This window comes from Nocardiopsis salina YIM 90010 (assembly GCF_000341025.1).
Lineage (GTDB): Bacteria > Actinomycetota > Actinomycetes > Streptosporangiales > Streptosporangiaceae > Nocardiopsis > Nocardiopsis salina.
In genome coordinates this window covers 1-16,580 of sequence record NZ_ANBF01000146.1, presented here as the reverse complement: position 1 = coordinate 16,580, position 16,580 = coordinate 1, and the positions used below count along the sequence as shown (strand labels likewise).

Sequence of the window (16,580 nt, the reverse complement as noted above, 5' to 3'; positions counted from 1 at the left end):
CGGCGGCGTATCGGCGGAGCTCACGACGGTCCCCAGAGGCGTGCGGGCGCGACGGCCCGGGGCTGGGAAACGGTGCCGGAGAAGGACTGCGCGGCGCGCCGGGGGCGCGGCTGGGCGCAGGTGGGAAGGCGCCCTAGTCGGGCGAGAAGGTGGCCTCGTCCGCGGGTGCGGCGGGCACGGAGCGCAGCACGTGCCGGGCGGCCTGGAGCTCGCCCGGGGCGGGCGCGGGGGCGCCGAGCGCGGAGAGGTACCCGGCGACGGCGGCGTGCACGGGTGCGGCGGAGGCCGAGGTGGAGGGCAGGGCGCTGCCGCCGCTGCCGGAGGCGTGGGCAGGCGCTGCGTCGCCGGTCTCGTTGCCCTCGTCGACGGGTGCGGCGACGGCGTCGGCCGGGGCGGAGGGACCGGCGGTGACGGTCTCCTCGACCGGGGAGGCCTGTTCGACCGGCGCGGTCTCGCGGGGCCGGTCGCGCTCATCGTCGTCGTGTCCGGAACCCTGCTCGGCGGGGCCGTCCTCGACAGCGGACGCGGGCTCGGGTTCGGGTTCGGGCTCGGGTTCGATCGCGGTGTGGACGTCCTCCTGCACACGCTGGGTGACCTCGCCGAGGTCGGGGACCTCCGGCTCGGCCACGTCCGCGGGCAGGTGTCCGGACGTCTCCTCCACGACCTCGGCAGCGCGGCCCCCGGCGTCGGTGACGGCCCCGGTGAGGGGCTCGTGCAGGCCGTTCGTGCCGAGGGTGTCCTCCTGCCCGTGTTCGAGTCCTTCGCCGACGGTGGACAGAACACCGGTGGCGGGTGTGGTGCGATCCTCGGCCTGGGCGGGTGCGGCGGCCAGCCAGACGGCGGCCAGGGCCCCCAGGAACAGACCGACGAGCACCAGCGACCGCCGTGCCGGTTCGGGCAGCACGGCCGCACAGGCGCGGGGTGCGCCGTGGCTGCCGTGGTGTCCGATCACCGGGGAACGCCCTTCACATACAGCGAGAAGAAAGTGACTCTCTGAGTTCGGTTCACGGTGACGCTAACACGGGGGTTGAACGGGCTGGTGCGGATTCCGAGAATTCGGCCCACCGGCATCTGCCCCGACGGACCCGCCGTAACCATCACCGACGCAGCTCCGTACCCGTCGATGCGGGGGCACGCCTCCGGCGCTCGGCGTAGACTCGTCCTCCGACGCCTCGGCCACCGGCTCTGCGGAGGTTGACCGACCACATGACCGAACTCCCCGGGAGCCAGCCCTTCCCCACGGGCTCCCGCCCCTCCACCGACCTGGGCGACCTGCTGACCGGGGTCCGCTCGCACCTGAACACCGACACCACCCCCGAGGGGCGCGTCCACTCCCTGCTCCAGGCCGTTCTGACCATCGGCGCCGACCTCGACCTCGCCACCGTCCTGCGCCGCCTCACCGAGGCCGCGGCCGGGCTCACCGGCGCACGTTACGCAGGCCTGGGCGTGCTCGACGAGGACGGCGGGTTCAGCGAGTTCATCCCCGTGGGGGTGACCGAGGAGCAGGCCGAGCTCATCAACCGGTTCCCGCACGGCAACGGGATCCTCGGAAGGCCCCTGCACGACCGGGCTCCGCTGCGCCTGTCCGACCTGCGCGAGCACCCCGACTTCGGAGGGTTCCCGGCCGGGCACCCGCAGATGGTCAGCTTCCTCGGTGTGCCCATCCAGGTGCGCGACGAGGTCTTCGGCAACCTCTACCTCTGCGACAAGTTCGACGGCGAGGAGTTCTGCGCCGAGGACGAGTCGATGGTGACCGCACTGGCCACCGCCGCGGGTGTGGCGATCGAGAACGCCCGCCTGTACGAGGAGACCCGGCTACGCGAACGCTGGCTGGGCGCCTCCACCGAGATCACCACCCGGCTGCTGTCGGGCGCCGACACCAACGAGGTGCTCGGTTACATGGCGGCGCAGAGCCGGGAGATCGGCGGCGCGGACACGGCCGTCGTCCTGCTCCCGGACCGGCACGCGCGCGGCCACCTGTTCGCGGAGATCGCCGACGGCCCCGTCGCCCAGGAGATCCTCGGTACGCCCGTGGAGATCGCGCGCACGCACTGCGGGTGGGTGTTCGAGAACGGCGAGCCCCGCATCGTGCCCGACCTGCGCGAGGCCGAGTGCCCGATGCTCACCCATCGGGGTTACGGCCCCGGGCTGCTGGTCCCCCTCGGAACCCCCGGCAACACCCGCGGTGTGCTGCTGCTCGGCAAGATCACCGAACGTGCATCCTTCACCTCCACGACCCGGCGGATGCTGCACTCCTTCTCCGTGCAGGCCGGCGTGGCTCTGGAGCTGGCGGAGGCACGGCGCGACACCGAGCGCCTCGTGGTGTTGGAGGAACGCGACCGGATCGCCAAGGACCTGCACGACGTGGTGATCCAGCGGCTGTTCGCCTCGGCGATGACCCTCATGAGCACGTTGCGGCTCATCACCTCGCCCGAGGCGGAAGAGCGGGTGCAGCGCACCATAGACGATCTGGACGGCACCATCCGCGAGATCCGGTCGACGATCTTCGCGCTCCAGAACCCGCCGCACCGCAAGGACACCTCGCTGCGCGGGCGCATCCTCGAGCTGTCGGAGAACTCAGCGCACGGCCTGGGGTGCCACCCGGGGGTGAGCCTGGACGGTCCGATCGACGCCTCGGTGCCCGACGAGGTCGGCGAGCAGTTGCTCGCGGTGCTGGGCGAGAGCCTCACCAATGTGGCCCGGCACGCACGCGCCACCGAGGTGCACGTGTCGGTGAACGCGGAAGGGCCGAGCGAGCCCGGACACCGCACCGCGCTGACACTCAGCGTCACCGACGACGGAATCGGGTTGAGCGAGGGCGGGCGCCGCAGCGGGCTGCGCAACCTCGAGGAGCGTGCACGCTCCTTGGGCGGCGACTTCACCGCCGAGCGCGGGGATCAGGGCGGCACGGTCCTGGTGTGGCGCGTGCCCATCCCCGACGACGCGAGCGATCACACCGAGGGCTTCTGATCCCGGGCGGGCACAGCGGGCTCAGTAGCGGCGGCCGCGCAGTTCGGCGACGAGCACGGCGGCCTGGGTGCGGCGCTTGAGGTCGAGTTTGGAGAGCAACGCCGAAACGTAGTTCTTCACGGTCTTCTCCGCCAGGTACAGGCGCTCGCCGATCTGGCGGTTGGTCATGCCCTCACCGATGAGGTCGAGGATCTGGCGCTCCTGCGGGGTGAGCTCGGCCAGCGGGTCGGGCTCGGACTGCCCACCGCGCAGGCGCTCCATCATCGCCCCGGTGCTGCCGGAGTCCAGGAGCGAACCCCCGGCGGCGACGGTACGCACGGCCCCGACCAGGTCGGCCCCGTGGATCTGCTTGAGTACGTAACCCGCCGCACCGGCCATGACGGCGTCGTAAAGGGCGTCCTCGTCGGCGAACGAGGTGAGCATGAGACAGGCGATCTCGGGCTGGCCGGACCGGATGTCGCGGCACACCTGCACACCGGAGCCTCCGGGCAGACGCACGTCGAGCACGGCGACGTCGGGGACCACGACCGGTATGCGCGACAACGCCTGCTCGGCGGTCCCGGCCTCACCGACGACCGTCATGTCGTCCTCGGTGTCCAGCAGGGCCGCCACACCCCGGCGCACGACCTCGTGGTCGTCCACGAGGAAGACCCTGATCTGCTTCCCAGCGCTGTCGGTCACACCGCCCGTCATCGGTCCATCCTTACCCCGGGGTCTGCGCGGGGCGCACACTGCGCCCAGAAGAACGGTAATACGTGCCGCGGGCGGCGCGCGGGCCCGAAGGGTCCGGGGGCCTCGGCCGAAAGTCCCGGATACGTGCATTTCACGTGTGCAACTGCGGGAATGCCCCGCTTCCGGCCCACCGAGAACGTGATCAGGCCGTGACCGGGAACGGCCACGGCCCGATCGTCGGAGGGGCGGGGGGCGGGGCCGCCGGTCGGCCCACGGGCGGGCCAGCTCGAAGGCGCGGCAGGCCGCCAGAACCCGGGCGTCGGCGTGCCGGGGCCCCACGACCTGCAGTCCGATGGGCAGCCCGTCCCCGCTGAAGCCGCACGGCACACTCGCCGCCGGCTGCTGGGTCATGTTGAACGGGTAACTGAAACCGGCCCAGGAGGTCCACCGCTGACCGGACAGCTGCGGCGGGGACTCCTGCCCGGCCTCGAAGGCGGTCATCGGCATCGACGGGGTGAGCAGCAGGTCGTAGGTCGTGTGGAACAGGCCCATGCGCTTGCCCATGTCCATGCGCGTGGCCATGGCTGTGAGGTAGTCCTGCGCGGAGAAGGTCAGGCCGTCCTCGATGACCTCGCGCAGCCCCGGGTCGAGCAGCTCCCGCTGCCGGTCGTCGAGGTGCTCGGTGGCCTTGGCCGCACCGCTGTTCCACAAGACCTCGAAGTCGCGGCGGCACTCGGGCAGGCCCGGGTCCGCCTCCTCCACGTGCGCACCCAGCGCCTCGAGAACCGTGGCGGCGTCGGCCACCACCCGCGCCACCTCCGGGTCGACCTCCTGGCCGCCGAGTGTGGGGCTGTAGGCGATGCGCAACCCCCGCACCAGGGCTTCGGGGTCGTGGTGCAGCCGCACGTCGCCCAGGCCGGGGGCCGGGGTCGGCATGGCCATCCAGTCGCGCGGGTCGAACCCGGAGACCACCTCGAGCATGAGCGCGAGGTCACCGACGGTACGGGTCATGGGACCGGTGTGCGCGAGCGAACCGAACGGGCTGGCCGGGTAGTGCGGCACCAGACCCCACGTGGGCTTGATCCCGCAGACACCGGTGAAGCTCGCGGGGATCCGGATCGACCCGCCGCCGTCGGTGCCGGTGGCCAGGGGCGCCATCCCCGCGGCGACCGCGGCCGACGCTCCCCCGCTGGAGCCACCGGGGGTGGTCGACAGGTCCCACGGGTTGCGGGTGACGCCGTACAGGGGGCTGTCGGTGACGCCCTTCCAGGCGAGCTCGGGGGTGGTGGTCTTGCCGACCAGGACCGCCCCGTGCTCGCGCAGGCGCGCGGTGACCGGGGAGTCCTCCTCCCACGGCCCGTCCTGCGGTGTGTTGAGCGACCCCTTCAGGGTGGGCCAGCCCTTGGTCAGGTGGATGTCCTTGATCGAGGCGGGGACGCCGTCGAGCAGCCCCTCAGGGGCACCGCGCCTCCAGCGTTCGGCGGAGGCGCGGGCCGCCTCGAGGGCCTCCTCGGGGCGCACGAGGCAGAAGGCGTTGAGGGCCGGGTTGTCCTGCTCGATGCGTTCGAGCACGGACTCCACGGCCTCCACCGGGGAGAGCTCCCCGGTGGCGTAGCCGTGCAGGAGCTGTTCGGCGGACAGGTCGGCCGGCGCACCCCCGTATCCATCGCGTGCCCGGGGAACACCCGTCCGGCCCACGGCGCCGTCGGCCGTGCCGACGCCCGCACTCTCGGTCCCGGCCCGGTCGGAACGGATCGTCACTTCAGCCTCCCAGTGTCACACCGCGGTTCGCAGATCAGCCGGGGACGTATCCCCGGCCCTTGTCGACGACGTGGAGCAGCTCGCGCCCGTCCAGGTAACGGGCGAGGTTGTCCAGGAAGAGGTCGACCAGTTCGTCGCGCCAGCCGACCACGTCACCGGACATGTGCGGCGAGACGATGGAGCCCGGCAGTCCCCACAGCGGGTGGATCGCCTTGAGGGGCTCGCGTTCGAACACGTCCAGGGCGGAGCCGGCGATGGCGCCGTGCTCGAGTGCGGCCACGAGGTCGCTCTGGACGACGATGGGGCCGCGCGCCACATTGATCAGGCGCGCGGTGGGTTTCATGAGTTCGAGGAAGCGCCGGTCGACGAGGCCGCGGGTGGACTCGGTGAGCGGAGCGGCGATGACGACGTGGTCGGCCTCGGGGAGTTCGCGGTAGAGGGTCGCCCCGCCGTCGCGACCGCGCTCGTCGAGGCTGGACTCGACGACGGTGCCGAAGTCGGGGTCGCCCTCGCGTGCGTGGCTGCCGGATGCGTGCACGTCCATGCCCACGGCCGCGAGCTTGCGTCCGATGTGGCGGCCGATGGGCCCGGTGCCCACGACGAGGGCGCGCTTTCCGCTCACGCGTTCGGTCTCGCGGTGCTTCCACTGGCGCTCGTTCTGGAGCTCCCAGGTGCGGTGGAACCCCTTGGCGAAGGCAATGACCTGCCCGAGCACGTACTCGGCGATGGGCTCGTCGAAGATGCCCCGGGAATTGGTCACCACCACGTCGCTGTCCACGAGCGCGGGGAACATGAGGTTGTCGACGCCGGTGGTGGCGGCGTGTACCCACTGCAGGCTGTCGGCCTTGGCGAAGGAGGAGGCCAGCGCCTCGGAGAACAGGTCCCAGACCAACAGCGCGTGCGCCCCGGGGAGCTCGGCGTCGAGGCCGTCGGCGGTCGTGTAGACGACCTCCCCCAGGCGCGGGTCGTCGTCGATGCGTTCGTGCCCGGGCGGGCGTTCGCCACCGGTGAGGACGAGCAGGCGGGGACGGTCGGGGGCGGTCGGGGCGGAACTGTTCACGGGCGTGCACTCCGATTGCGACTGATACGGCCTGCGGGTGGGGCCGGGGTTCGCCCTGCACGATGAACGCTAGGGAGCCGCACATGGATTGTCAACAATCCACAAAGCGGCTTTTCCAGGGAAAACCGGGCTCCCAGGGCCTGCTCGGCGGACACCGATCACCTGCTGCGCGGCGCCCCAGCACTGGATACGCCGCTCGCAACGGAAGGCGCTCACCGAACAGGCCCTCCACCCACTCTCACCGAAGGCCCTACCCGTGGCCGTGAGCTTCTATTGCCGCACCCCGGACGCTAATCGTAAGATTGTTGACAATCCGACTCCGGATATGCATCGGCACCCGTCCCCACCAGCGCGAACACCGCAACAGCACGAACCGAAGGGACGCGCACCTTGCCCCGATACATGAGGATCACCCTCACCGAGCGCGGCGTCTCCTGCGTCGCCGAGCTGCTCGACAAGGACGCCCCCCGCACCTGTGAAGCCGTGTGGAACGCCCTGCCCCAGGGCGACGCCGTGCAGCACGCCAAGTACGCGCGCAACGAGGTCTACACGATGGTCCCGCGCTTCGCGGAGACCGAACCGGGACAGGAGAACCCGACCGTCACCCCCATCCCCGGGGACATCGTCTACTTCTCCTTCGACGGAGGCATGCTCGACCGCACGTTCAAGGAGGACAAGAACATCGACCATCTGCCGGGCGTCATCGACCTGGCCCTGTTCTACGGGCGCAACAACCTGCTCCTGAACGGCGATGTGGGCTGGGTGCCCGGCAACGTCTTCGCGACCGTGGTCGAGAACCTGCCCGCCATGGCCGAGGCCTGCAACGACGTCTGGCGTTCCGGGAGCGTCGGCGAGCGCCTGCTGTACGAGCGACTCGACCGGTGATCCGAGGGCCACGGCCGCCGCACGAGCCTCACCGGACCAAGAGCACAACACACACGACACGTTCCGGGAGGTGAGTGACCGATGCGGACCGACATGACCGAGACCGGCACCGACGCCGAGCCGCAGGTCGTCGAACTGGCCGCGAGCCGGGTGACGCCCTGGCAGGCAGGGGTGGGTGTCATCGCCCCCTACGACTTCGCGCTGGACCGCGAGCTGTGGCGGTGGACGCCCGACGACGTCTCGCTGCACATCACACGGCTGCCCTACGTCCATGTCCCGGTGACGGTCGACCAGGCCGCGGCCCTGAGCCGGGCCGAGCAGGTGGACCCTGCGGTCCGCGCACTGCTCGCACCGGAACCGCGCGCCATCGGGTACGCCTGCGCCTCCGGGAGCTTCGTGCACGGGGCCGAGGGCGAAGGCCTCCTGCACGGCACGATGCTCGAGGCCGGCGCACCCCGGGCGGTCACGACATCCGGTGCACTGATCAGGGCCCTGGGCGCCCTCGACCTGAGACGCATCGCGGTGGTGACGCCCTATGTCGACAGCGTCACCGAGCGGTTGCTGTCCTACCTCGGCGAACACGGCGTCGAAGTGACCTCGAGCGTGGGGCTGGGGCTGCTCAGCCACATCTGGCAGGTCACCTACGCCGCGGTGTCCGACGCCGTGCACTCCGTGGACCACCCCGACGCCGAGGCGGTCTACATCAGCTGCACCAACGTGCTCACCTACGACATCATCGCGCCGCTCGAACGCGAGCTCGGCAAACCCGTCCTGGCCGCGAACCAGGTGACCATGTGGGCCCTGCTGGCCGACGCCGACCGGCACGCCGTCGCACACGGGCAGGGCCTCCTGAACGCCACCGCCCCGAGCAGGGTGTGACCGCCCTCCGACACGAATGGAGAACCAGTGACCCGCGTCGGATTCCTCTATCCGGGCCACAGCGCCCAGGACGACTACAAGACCTTCGCCACGATGATCGGCGGGGATGTCGAGCTCCCGGTGGTGCACACCCTCATGCGCGAGGACGCGCACCGGGTGGACGCCCTGCTCGACGTCGGCGGCCCCGACGTGCTCGCCGAGGGCGCCGAACAACTCGCCGGGATGGATGTGGACGCGGCCGTGTGGGCGTGCACGAGCGGCAGTTTCGTCTTCGGTTGGGACGGCGCCCGTGACCAGGTCGCGGGGGTGCGTTCACATGCCGGAGCACCGGCCTCCAGCACGTCGTTCGCGTTCGTGCACGCCCTGCAACAGTTGCGGGTGCACGACGTGGCGATCGCCGCGACCTACCCCGACGACGTCTCCGCGAAGTTCGTGGAGTTCCTGAGTGCCGCCGGGGTGAACGTGGCATCGCTCGCGAGCCACGGGGTGCCCACCGCCGCGGAGGTCGGAACGCTCGAGCCGGACGAGGTCGTCGACTTCGTCGTGAGCAACGACCACTCTGCTGCCCGCGCTGTGCTGGTACCGGACACCGCGTTGCACAGCGCCGCCCTGGTCGAACCGCTGGAGGCGCTCCTGGGCAAACCCGTGCTCACCGCCAACCAGGTGAGCGTCTGGGAGGGCCTGCGATTGGCCGGGGCCGCGCGTGTGGAGAAGGGGCCCGGATCGCTGTTCCGTTCCGGGACCGATCTGGTCGACAGCGCCCTCCACGCGCACTGACACACGTGCACCGACGCCGGGTGCGGGCGGGACGGGGTCGTGCCCGCACCCGGTCACCGGCGGGGGACGGTCCGTCCCGACTGCGAACGAATGGCAGCACACCATGCCTTAATCTCGGCCCCACTCCGAGTCCGACCGCCGTCTGCAGGAAGGAAAACGGCCCATGTCCTCTTCAGGACACCTCAGACCCGTGCCCCGACGCTCCACCGCCGAGCTCATCGCCGACCAGCTCAGGTCGGCGATCATGGTCGGCTCCCTCGCCCCCGGTGACCAGCTGGGCGAGGCGGACCTGGCCGGACGGCTGGGGGTGAGCCGCGGACCGCTGCGCGAAGCGATGCAGCGGCTCGTACAGGAGGGGCTTCTGCGCAGCGAGCGCCACCGGGGCCTGTTCGTCCGCGAGCTGACCTCCGAGGACGTGCGCGACATCTACATCGCCCGCCTCGCCGTGGAACGCACCGCGTGCGAGGTCATCATGCGGGGCAACAGGGGCGAAGCCGTGGCACGGCTGACGCCTGCGCTCGAGCGCCTGGAAGAGGCCGCGCACAGCGACGACCGCGACCTGATGAGCGACGCCGACCAGGCCTTCCACCAGACGCTGGTGAGCTGCTCGGGCAACAGTCGGCTGGAGCGCATGGCCCAGACGCTGCTGGTCGAGACCCGCATGTGCCTGACGGTGATGCAGGAGACCTATCCGGAGGCCGAAGAGCTCCTGCAGGAGCACCGCCGCATCCTCGATGCGATCGTCGACGGCGCCGAGAACCGACTCCTGGCCCTCATCGAGGAACACATGACCGACACCGTGGAACGCATCAACGCAGGTCGGACCGCCGGGGACTAGGTGTGTTCGGGTACCCGCCCACACCGCCGCCCGCCACCGACCCTGGAGCGACACCTCCGGCGCAGGTGCCGAAGGTACGGACGGCGCCCACCGAACGGGCCGGGGGCCGAGAAGGGCGGACGGGCCGGAAGGTCCACACCCGCACGTCCCGGCGTGTGTGAGCCCGTCACACACTGCGAGGAATTCGGCCGGATGTGTTGCGTGCGCACGGGTATGTCGTGTTAGCTTCGGTTTCGGACAAGGCAGGGATCTCTTTTCGGCCCTGACGTAACCGGGCGCAGCCCCCTTCTGTGCCCGGGTCCACCATCCCCTTCCGGCACATCGCCCCCGCTTCCCCGGTGGAAGGACCCCTTTCGTGTTCACAGCCTGCGGTCACGACGGCGCCCTCGGCGCGCGTGCGGCCGTGCTGTCGGACGGGGTTCCCGCCACCCTGCGGCGCACCCTGGTCCTGCTCGGTCTGCTGGCCGGCGCCCTGACCACCTCGTGGGTCTTCGGCACCACCTCCGCACAGGCCGAGGAGCTCGACCTCACCGGCGGTGTCGAGGAGGTCCAGGAGCAGGTGGACGGCGTCGTCGAGGGTGAGATGCCGGACGCCCCCGAGGGCACCGAGGCTGCCGAGAGCCCTGAGATTTCCGAGGCCCCGGAGACGCCCGAGGCCCCGGACGAGCCCGTGGACGAACTCGGCGACACGGTCAACGACACCGCCCGGGAGGCCACCGGAACGGCCGACGAGGTCACCGGTGCCCTGGACGAGACCGTCCCCGAGACCCCCGGCGTCGACGTGGTGGGCCACGTGCACGAGACCGTCGACGGCGTCACCGACGAGGTCGACCAGCAGGTCGAGAGCACCGTTCCCGACACGGAGCCGGCCCCCGAGGCCGGAACCGGCACCCCGGCGCCCGCGCCCGAACGCGAGAACACCGGCACCGAGACCGGAGCCGCGTCCGAGGAAACGGCGGACTCCGCCGCAGAGCAGGCCCCGACCCCGGCACAGGTCCTGACCGAGCGCGACGACCGCTCGCAGGCCACCGGCGACGAGGGCGCCGAGCGGAGCCCGGTCTCCCCCGACTCCGGTCCCCAGAACCCCGCTGCCACCGGCACAGTCTCCGCGAACAGCGGTGCCCCCGTCGGCGCGGTCGCCGGTTTCCTCCCCACCACGGGCGGACCGGCCCCCGCCCCCGGGTCCGAACAGGCCGCCCTGGACGTCCTGCGCGCGGTTCCCGCCGCCGACGCCGGCGAGCCCACCGTCGCCCCCGACTGACGGTTCTCCTCACCGAGCGCTCCCGAACAGCGCTCCTCCCCGCGCAGTAGCGCGCTCTCGCCCACAGCGGCCCCTTCCCAGCCCCGGATCGCTTCGCCACGATGCGTGAACGACCGGACGCTCTGGGGGTTGACGTGAGCCCCGCACCGAGGAGAACCCCCTTCCCCGTCGGCGGAGTTCAGGTCAGTCACGAAGGCCGAGAGGTCGAGGACTGAAACCCCGGTCGGCGTGCCCGTGCCGCTCGTATCCGTCCACGTGCACGGTCACGCTGCCCGGCCCCGAAGAAGAGCCATCGGTATCCGGAAGGATCCACATGTTCAACAACGCCCGTACCTCCGCCCGCACCCTGCTGCTCGCCGCCGGCACCGCCGGGTTCGTCGCCCTCGGCAGCGGGTTCGCGACGGCGGAGCCCCTCCCCGACGCCACGGGCGCGATCGACGGCACCGCCGGCCAGGTTCCCGGCGCCGAAACCCTCCCGGCCACCGAGCTGCCCGGCACCGAGGACGCCACCGCGCCGGGTGTGCCCTCCGTCGAGCGCACCGTGACCTCCGAGCTGGACGGCCTGCTCACCGAGGCCGACGTCGCCGAGATCCCCGAGCTGGCCTCCCTCGCCGAGATCGCCGAGCTGGAAGGCGTCGAGGGTGTGGCCCTCGGCAACATCGACGACCTGGGCAACGCCGCCCCGCAGGCCCCCGCTCTCGACGGGGCGGTTCCGCAGGTCGACGTCGGCTCCTACACCTCCGCCGTCGAGGGCGCGACGCTCCCGGCCCGCTTCTACGCCGACGAGAACGTCGACCCCGACGAGATCGTGGAGACGGTCGAGCACACCACGATCCCGGTGCTGTTCGTGGCCGCCGACGCCCAGAGCGACGTGGACGCCCTCGCCGACGAGGTGGGCGCGGTCGCCGACGGTGCTCTCTCCGACGCCGGCGCCGACGTGGCCGGTATCGAGCACCTCGCCCTGGGCTCCGCCGACGACCTGGCCGGCGGCGTGCCCACGGACCTCGAGGTCCTGGAGGTCGCCGACCTGCCCGTCGACACCGACCTGCCGGTCGACGGTGTGGAGACCGGCGACGTCGTCGACGAGGGCGCCACCGAGAACGTTCCCGCCACCGGTGAGGTGACCGAGCAGCTGCCGCAGACCGACGAGGTCGGCACCGACGCGCTGCCCGAGGTCCCGGCCGTGGACGGCGTCGAGGACACCGTCGACGAGGTCACCGACCTGGAGGGCCTGCCCACCGACGCCGTCGACACCGAGCTCGACGACGTCACCGGCGACCTGACCGGCGCGGTCGACACCGACGCCGTGGACACCGAGCTGGTCGACGACCTGCTCTGATCCACCGCTCCTCCCATGGACGTGCGCCCCGGTCCGGAGGTGGCCGGGGCGCACCACGGGGTCGGCCGCGGTCGGCACCCCCGGCCGATCATGCGCCGAGGGCAGTGGGGACTCCACGGCGCACTCGGGTGGAACCGGTTCGGCCGGGGCCGCGGCGACCCCCTACGGCCCCGGAGGGCACCCGTCGCAGAACGCGGCGCGGGCAGCCCTCCGGGGCCGTTTCCTGTGACTGGGGCGGGGATCAGATCCCGCCGATCCCCACGTACTTGTACTCGAGGAACTCGTCGATGCCGACGTCACCGCCCTCACGGCCCAGGCCGGACTGCTTGATGCCGCCGAACGGGGCCGCCGGGTTGGAGACCACACCCTGGTTGAGGCCGACCATCCCGGCCTCCAGCGCCTCGCTCACGCGGAAGGCGCGGTTGAGGTCGGTGGTGTAGACGTAGCTGACCAGCCCGTACTCGGTGTTGTTGGCGACACGGATCGCTTCCTCCTCGGTCTCGAAGGAGGACACCGGGGCGACCGGGCCGAAGATCTCGGTGTCGGCCATCTCGGCGTCGTGGGGCACACCGGAGAGCACCGTCGGGTTGTAGAAGTGCCCGGAACCCTCACCGCGGCTGCCGCCGACGAGCACCTGCGCGCCCCGGCCCACGGCGTCGTCGACCAGGTGCTGGACCTTGTCACGGGCCTTCTCGTCGATGAGCGGTCCGACGTCGACACCGTCCTCCAGGCCGCGGCCGACCCGGAGCTCGCCCATCCGGCGGCTGAGGCGCTCTGCGAACTCCTCGGCCACCCCGGACTGGGCGTAGATACGGTTCGCTGCGGTGCAGGCCTCTCCGATGTTGCGCATCTTGGCCTGCATCGCCCCGTCGACTGCTGCGTCGAGGTCGGCGTCGTCGAAGACCAGGAACGGTGCGTTTCCACCCAGTTCCAGCGACGTGCGCAGGACCTTCTCCGCGCTCTGCTCGATGAGCTTGCGCCCCACTCCGGTCGAGCCGGTGAAGGACACCTTGCGGATGCGCCCGTCACGCAGCAGCGGCTCGGTGAGCCCGCCCGCATTGCTCGTGGGCAACACGCTCAGCACACCCTCGGGGAGGCCGGCATCCTTGAGGACACCGGCGAGAGCGAGGGCGCAGAGGGGCGTCTGCTGGGCGGGCTTGAGGATCATCGTGCATCCGGCCGCGATCGCGGGGCCGATCTTGCGGGTCCCCATGGCCATGGGGAAGTTCCACGGGGTGATGAGCATCGAGGGGCCCACCGGCTGGCGCATGATGAGGAACCGCGCCTGGCCGTTGGGGGCGGTGGCGAACCCGCCCTCGATACGGACCGCCTCCTCCGAGAACCATCGGAAGAAATCCGCGGCGTAGGCGATCTCGCCCTTGGCCTCGGCCAGGGGCTTGCCCATCTCCAGGGTCATGAGGGTCGCCAGTTCCTCCTGGCGCTCCATGAGCAGCTCGTACCCCTTGCGCAGGATCTCGCCGCGCTCACGGGGGGCCGTGTGTGCCCAGGAGCCCTGGGCGTTGTGTGCGGCCGCGAGCGCGGCGAGCCCGTCGATGTCGGTCGCGTCGGAGACCTCGCAGAGCGCGGAACGCGTCGAAGGGTCCTCGACCTCGAAGGTTCCGCCCGCGGCCGCTTCCTGCCACTTGCCACCGATGAAGAGCTTCTTCTCCACCTGTGCGACGACTCGTTCTTCCAGATCAGACATGTTCCTACTTCCGGTCGAGGGGGCCGGCCGGCGAGCCGGCCTGTGGTCAGAACTGCCCGACGTGAGCCCACTGGACACCGCCGCGGCTGGGATGCTTCCATAGCAGCGTCGATTGTCAACAATCCTACGGAAACCCGAACACGGAATCGAGGCCACCGATGGCGGAGCTCTCCCCGGTTCTCAAGCAGGCGACCCCCGTACTCGCCGAGCGAGGCGAGGGTGTGCACANGGGGCCGCCCGCCGCTTTCTCGACTTCACGGCGGGAATCGGCGTCACCAGCACCGGCCACTGCCACCCCAAGGTCGTTGCGGCCGCCCAGGAACAGGTCGGAACTCTCATCCACGGCCAGTACACCACCGTGATGCACCGACCGCTCCTCCGGCTCACCGAACGGCTCGGCGAGGTCCTGCCCGAGGGTCTGGACCGGCTGTTCTACGTCAACTCCGGCAGCGAGGCCGTCGAGGCCGCACTGCGGCTGGCCCGCCAGGCCACCGGACGCCAGAACGCGATCGTGTTCACCGGGTCCTTCCACGGGCGCACCATGGGCGCCGCCTCCCTCACCACGTCCGGGACCAAGATCCGCGCCGGCATCGGCCCCCTGATGCCCGGCGTCGTCGTCTCCCCCTTCCCCAGCGCCTACCGGCTCGGCATGACCGAGGCCGACGCGGTCGCGCACGCGCTGCGCGAGCTCGACCACCAGCTCGCAACCACGACCTCCCCTCAGGACACCGCCGCGATCTTCGTCGAGCCGGTGCTGGGCGAGGGCGGGTACGTCCCTGCCCCGGAGGCGTTCCTGCAGGGGCTGCGCGAGCGTGCCGACCAGCACGGGTTCCTGCTGGTCGCGGACGAGGTGCAGACCGGCTTCGGGCGCACGGGGACCTTCTGGGGCCACGAGCGCTCCGGCATCACCCCCGACANGCATCCCCCCCGACATCGTCATCCCCGCCAAGGGCCTGGCCAGCGGCTTCCCCATCTCCGCGATCGCAGCACCCGCGTCGGTCATGGACAAGGCCTGGCCCGGGTCGCAGGGCGGCACCTACGGTGGCAACGTGGTCGCGTGCGCCGCGGCGCTGGCCACCCTCGACGTGATCCAGGAGGAGGGCCTGGTCGCCAACTCCGCCGCGCAGGGCGAGCGGCTGCGCCAGGGCCTGGAGAAGGTCGGCTCCGCGCACCCGGAGATCGGCGACGTGCGCGGCCGCGGCCTCATGCAGGCCAGCGAGTTCGTGACCGCCGACGGGTCCCCCGACGGCGCGACCGCCGCGCGCGCGCAGCAGGTCGCTGCGAAGAACGGGCTCCTGCTGCTCACCTGTGGTCCGCACGGCAATGTGGTGCGCATGATCCCGCCGCTGGTCGTCAACGGCGAGCAGGTCGACAGCGCCCTGGAGCTGTGGGCCGCCTCCGTCGAGGAAGCGACCTCCTGAACCCGGCGCCCGGGGCGGGGTGCTCCGCCCCGGGTCTGGCGCGTGGCCCGGGCACCTCCGGAGATGCGGTACCGTCGAGGCAGACGGCGTTCCGCGCACGTCATGGCCTTCGTGCACATGGCCCGGTTCACACCGGAAAGCGGCACGAAAGCACTCCGAGACTCTGATAGAGTCGAAGACGTCGCCGGGGAGAGCGAGAGCCCGACCCGGAGACAACACAACAGAATCTGCACTCGTAGCTCAATGGATAGAGCATCTGACTACGGATCAGAAGGTTGGGGGTTCGAGTCCTCCCGAGTGCGCCACCTTGAGACAGTGAAGAAAGAGCCGGTCCCGGACACCACACGGGCCCGGCTTTTTCTTTTGAGCTGTGCACACCCTTTTCCCGGGGAACGGCACAACCGGTTCCCCACCCCCTCGCTGCACCCCCGCGCACGAAGAGGCCATGGCACTCCCAGCAGGGAATCGGCGGGCTTGCGGTTGACGTTGCGTCAAGCCCTACCTTCGTCGGTGCAGGTGGAAGGGGTGCGCACCATGGACCGGCCGATCCAGGCGGTGGTGGCCGCCACGGGCACGACCAGCCGCGCACTGCGGCACTACGACCGCATTGGGCTGCTGAGGCCCTCGCGGGTGGGGCCGGGCGGTGTACGGCACTACGACCGCGACTACCTCGTGCGGCTCCAACGCATCCTCCTGCTGCGCGAGCTCGGACTCGGACTCGCACGGCAGGACCTCACCGAACGCTCGGCCGAGGCCGACGGTGCCCTGCGCCGCACGACGGAGGCGGGGCTGGACCCGAGTTCGGGCGGGTTCCAGCGGGCAGTGGCGGCGCACCACGCGTGGCTGCGGTCGTTCCCCGGGCCGGACTGGAACCGCGAGAGCCACCCCGCGCTCGGTGAGATGTACGTGTCCGACGAGCGCTTCGCCGCGAACTACGGGGGCGTCGAGGGCGCCCACCGGGTACGCCAGGGCTGTTTCAAAGTCGGGGGAGGTCGGTATCGGCGCTGGTCAC

The 16,580-nt window shown here is 71.3% G+C and carries 12 protein-coding genes, 1 tRNA gene and 2 pseudogenes; 10 read left to right on the top strand and 5 right to left on the bottom strand.

Features of this window, described 5'->3' with window-relative positions:
* Nucleotides 1–133: 133 nt before the first annotated feature.
* A complete protein-coding gene (locus tag D474_RS0116120; protein ID WP_017614578.1) occupies nt 134–952 on the bottom strand; it encodes a hypothetical protein in 819 nt (272 codons plus the stop codon).
* Nucleotides 953–1,206: 254 nt separating this feature from the next.
* Here D474_RS0116120 and D474_RS0116115 point away from each other — a divergent pair, with 254 nt between their 5' ends.
* Nucleotides 1,207–2,970: a sensor histidine kinase gene (locus tag D474_RS0116115; RefSeq protein WP_026118539.1), complete on the top strand. Its 1,764-nt coding sequence runs from the start codon at nt 1,207–1,209 to the stop codon at nt 2,968–2,970.
* 21 nt (nt 2,971–2,991) lie between these two features.
* On the opposite strand, the gene D474_RS32765 is transcribed toward D474_RS0116115, so the two are convergent.
* The 3 genes and pseudogenes from D474_RS32765 to D474_RS0116105 all read right to left on the bottom strand — a co-directional run bounded on the left by D474_RS32765 (nt 2,992) and on the right by D474_RS0116105 (nt 6,463).
* Nucleotides 2,992–3,663 carry a response regulator gene (locus tag D474_RS32765; RefSeq protein ID WP_193374019.1) on the bottom strand — a complete coding sequence of 224 codons (672 nt, stop codon included), beginning with the start codon at nt 3,661–3,663 and terminating at the stop codon, nt 2,992–2,994.
* A gap of 246 nt (nt 3,664–3,909) precedes the next feature.
* Nucleotides 3,910–5,340, bottom strand: a pseudogene (locus D474_RS32760) (amidase); the annotation flags it as partial.
* Nucleotides 5,341–5,437: 97 nt separating this feature from the next.
* Nucleotides 5,438–6,463, bottom strand: coding sequence for a D-2-hydroxyacid dehydrogenase (locus D474_RS0116105; RefSeq protein WP_017614575.1), 1,026 nt, complete (start codon nt 6,461–6,463; stop codon nt 5,438–5,440).
* A gap of 402 nt (nt 6,464–6,865) precedes the next feature.
* Between D474_RS0116105 and D474_RS0116100 the strand changes: the two genes are divergently transcribed.
* From D474_RS0116100 to D474_RS0116075, 6 genes are all read left to right on the top strand, one after another.
* Entirely contained in the window at nt 6,866–7,348 is a 483-nt protein-coding gene (locus tag D474_RS0116100) for a DUF3830 family protein (protein ID WP_017614574.1), read from the top strand.
* 81 nt (nt 7,349–7,429) lie between these two features.
* Nucleotides 7,430–8,227, top strand: coding sequence for a maleate cis-trans isomerase family protein (locus D474_RS0116095; protein WP_017614573.1), 798 nt, complete (start codon nt 7,430–7,432; stop codon nt 8,225–8,227).
* A gap of 27 nt (nt 8,228–8,254) precedes the next feature.
* The gene (locus tag D474_RS0116090) at nt 8,255–9,004 is read left to right on the top strand and encodes a maleate cis-trans isomerase family protein (protein ID WP_017614572.1); all 750 of its coding nucleotides are present in this window, start codon (nt 8,255–8,257) and stop codon (nt 9,002–9,004) included.
* Between the two features lie 163 nt (nt 9,005–9,167).
* Nucleotides 9,168–9,842, top strand: coding sequence for a GntR family transcriptional regulator (locus tag D474_RS0116085; RefSeq protein ID WP_026118538.1), 675 nt, complete (start codon nt 9,168–9,170; stop codon nt 9,840–9,842).
* A gap of 355 nt (nt 9,843–10,197) precedes the next feature.
* Nucleotides 10,198–11,103, top strand: a complete 906-nt coding sequence (locus D474_RS0116080) for a prolipoprotein diacylglyceryl transferase (RefSeq protein ID WP_017614570.1) — start codon at nt 10,198–10,200, stop codon at nt 11,101–11,103.
* A 313-nt stretch (nt 11,104–11,416) separates the two neighbouring features.
* Nucleotides 11,417–12,442 carry a hypothetical protein gene (locus tag D474_RS0116075; RefSeq protein ID WP_017614569.1) on the top strand — a complete coding sequence of 342 codons (1,026 nt, stop codon included), beginning with the start codon at nt 11,417–11,419 and terminating at the stop codon, nt 12,440–12,442.
* A gap of 241 nt (nt 12,443–12,683) precedes the next feature.
* Here the strand turns inward: D474_RS0116075 and D474_RS0116070 are convergent, their stop codons facing one another.
* Nucleotides 12,684–14,147, bottom strand: coding sequence for an NAD-dependent succinate-semialdehyde dehydrogenase (locus D474_RS0116070; RefSeq protein WP_026118537.1), 1,464 nt, complete (start codon nt 14,145–14,147; stop codon nt 12,684–12,686).
* Between the two features lie 158 nt (nt 14,148–14,305).
* Between D474_RS0116070 and D474_RS28940 the strand changes: the two are divergent.
* The 3 genes and pseudogenes from D474_RS28940 to D474_RS30500 all read left to right on the top strand — a co-directional run.
* Nucleotides 14,306–15,568 (top strand): annotated as a pseudogene (locus tag D474_RS28940) (aspartate aminotransferase family protein).
* A gap of 229 nt (nt 15,569–15,797) precedes the next feature.
* Nucleotides 15,798–15,873, top strand: a tRNA-Arg gene (locus D474_RS0116055).
* Between the two features lie 229 nt (nt 15,874–16,102).
* Nucleotides 16,103–16,580, top strand: a 478-nt coding sequence (locus tag D474_RS30500) for a MerR family transcriptional regulator (protein ID WP_152476870.1), incomplete at its 3' end; no start/stop codon positions are given.